The 2,500-nt window shown below is 54.7% G+C and carries 1 tRNA gene and 2 rRNA genes (1 of these 3 only partly in view); all 3 read right to left on the bottom strand.

Annotation, left to right across the window (positions count from 1 at the left end):
* Nucleotides 1-2: 2 nt before the first annotated feature.
* Nucleotides 3-79 (bottom strand) — tRNA-Met (locus tag MESCI_RS08120).
* A gap of 154 nt (nt 80-233) precedes the next feature.
* A 5S ribosomal RNA gene (gene rrf / locus MESCI_RS08115) occupies nt 234-348 on the bottom strand.
* A 265-nt stretch (nt 349-613) separates the two neighbouring features.
* Nucleotides 614-2,500 (bottom strand): 23S ribosomal RNA (locus MESCI_RS08110) (it continues 936 nt past the right edge of the window).

Below are 2,500 nucleotides of genomic sequence, written 5' to 3'. Positions count from 1 at the left end.
TTTGGTTGCGGGGACAGGATTTGAACCTGTGACCTTCAGGTTATGAGCCTGACGAGCTACCGGGCTGCTCCACCCCGCGTCAATTTTTGTGTAAGCCGAGGCCTACAAATAGGTATATGGCTGACCAAATGAAAGGGCCGCTTACGCGGCCCGTGATCCCTTGGCGGGCCATTTCATAAAGAGAAGATTTCTCTCCATCCGATTTGGATGTGAGATCAACGTGCGTTTGGCAGACCTGGCAGCGACCTACTCTCCCGCGTCTTGAGACGAAGTACCATCAGCGCTGGAGCGTTTCACGGCCGAGTTCGGAATGGGATCGGGTGCAGCCGCTCCGCCATAACCACCAGGTCGGCAAAACGCACGTTGTTCGAGAAGCTTTTGAGCGAAGGGCACAAAGAGACATCGGCAGCGGAGCTGTCGGGTGCCTCTCGGGGCTGTTCGCTGGTCTTTGTGTGCCTTTACGGTTCTTGGTCTGGCGCCTTTCGAAGCGAAGCTTCGCAAGGTCGACCGTCGGCGCTGATGCGCCGCACCCACGTAGCGCCGCCCGCAGGGCGGAACAAGCGTGAGTGAGAACAGACCATCTGACTTTGTCAGATGGGCATAAGGAATGAGAACGATCAAGCCGATCGAACTATTAGTACCGGTAAGCTTCAAGCGTTGCCGCTCTTCCACACCCGGCCTATCAACGTGGTCGTCTTCCACGGTTCTCAGGGAATACTCGTTTTAAGGTGGGTTTCCCGCTTAGATGCCTTCAGCGGTTATCCCGTCCGGATATAGCTACCCTGCTATGCGGCTGGCGCCACAACAGGTCCACCAGAGATCCGTCCATCCCGGTCCTCTCGTACTAGGGACAGATCCTTTCAATATTCCTACACCCACGGCAGATAGGGACCGAACTGTCTCACGACGTTCTGAACCCAACTCACGTACCGCTTTAAATGGCGAACAGCCATACCCTTGGGACCTGCTCCAGCCCCAGGATGCGATGAGTCGACATCGAGGTGCCAAACAACCCCGTCGATATGGACTCTTGGGGGTCATCAGCCTGTTATCCCCGGCGTACCTTTTTATCCGTTGAGCGATGGCCCTTCCACGCGGGACCACCGGATCACTATGACCGACTTTCGTCTCTGCTCGACTTGTCAGTCTCGCAGTCAGGCAGGCTTATGCCATTGCACTCAGCGAACGATTTCCGACCGTTCTGAGCCCACCATCGCGCGCCTCCGTTACTCTTTAGGAGGCGACCGCCCCAGTCAAACTACCCACCATACATTGTCCCGGACCCGGATAACGGGCCGCGGTTAGACATCCATAGTAATAAGGGTGGTATTTCAAGGGTGGCTCCACCTGAGCTGGCGCCCAGGCTTCAAAGCCTACCACCTATCCTACACATGCCACTACGAATGCCAATGTAAAGCTATAGTAAAGGTGCACGGGGTCTTTCCGTCTAACCGCAGGAACCCCGCATCTTCACGGGGAATTCAATTTCACTGAGTCTATGCTGGAGACAGCGGGGAAGTCGTTACGCCATTCGTGCAGGTCGGAACTTACCCGACAAGGAATTTCGCTACCTTAGGACCGTTATAGTTACGGCCGCCGTTTGCTGGGGCTTCGATTCAGAGCTTGCACCCCTCCTCTTAACCTTCCAGCACCGGGCAGGCGTCAGACCCTATACGTCGTCTTGCGACTTCGCAGAGCCCTGTGTTTTTGATAAACAGTCGCTACCCCCTGGTCTGTGCCACCCTCCTCTACTTGCGTAGAAAAGGGTCACGCTTCTTCCGAAGTTACGCGTGCAATTTGCCGAGTTCCTTCAGCATAGTTCTCTCAAGCGCCTTGGTATACTCTACCAGACCACCAGTGTCGGTTTCGGGTACGGTTTATAAGGAGGAGCTATTTCCTGGAACCACGCAGCAGCCCGTTCAATCCGATAAGATTGGACTACCTCAATGATCCGTCACTACCTCCAAGCCCACGAATATTAACGTGGTTCCCATCGACTACGCGTTTCCGCCTCGTCTTAGGGGCCGGCTAACCCTGCTCAGATTAGCTTTAAGCAGGAACCCTTGGTCTTTCGGCGGGGGAGTCTCTCACTCCCCTTACGTTACTCATGTCAGCATTCGCACTTCTGATACCTCCACCACCCCTCACGGGTATGGCTTCATCAGCTTACAGAACGCTCCGCTACCGCTTGGCCCTTGCGGACCAAACCCTAAGCTTCGGTGTATGGCTTTAGCCCCGTTACATTTTCGGCGCAAAGACCCTTATTTAGACCAGTGAGCTGTTACGCTTTCTTTAAATGATGGCTGCTTCTAAGCCAACATCCTGGTTGTTTTGGGATCCTCACATCCTTTCCCACTTAGCCATAACTTGGGGACCTTAGCTGTAGGTCAGGGTTGTTTCCCTTTTCACGACGGACGTTAGCACCCGCCGTGTGTCTGCCGACTAGTACTCCCAGGTATTCGGAGTTTGGTTAGGTTTGGTAATCCGGTGAGGACCCCTA

This window comes from Mesorhizobium ciceri biovar biserrulae WSM1271, assembly GCF_000185905.1.
GTDB classification, from domain to species: Bacteria; Pseudomonadota; Alphaproteobacteria; order Rhizobiales; family Rhizobiaceae; genus Mesorhizobium; species Mesorhizobium ciceri.
The sequence above is the reverse complement of the archived record's forward strand: the minus strand, read 5'-3'. Positions and strand labels throughout refer to the sequence as shown.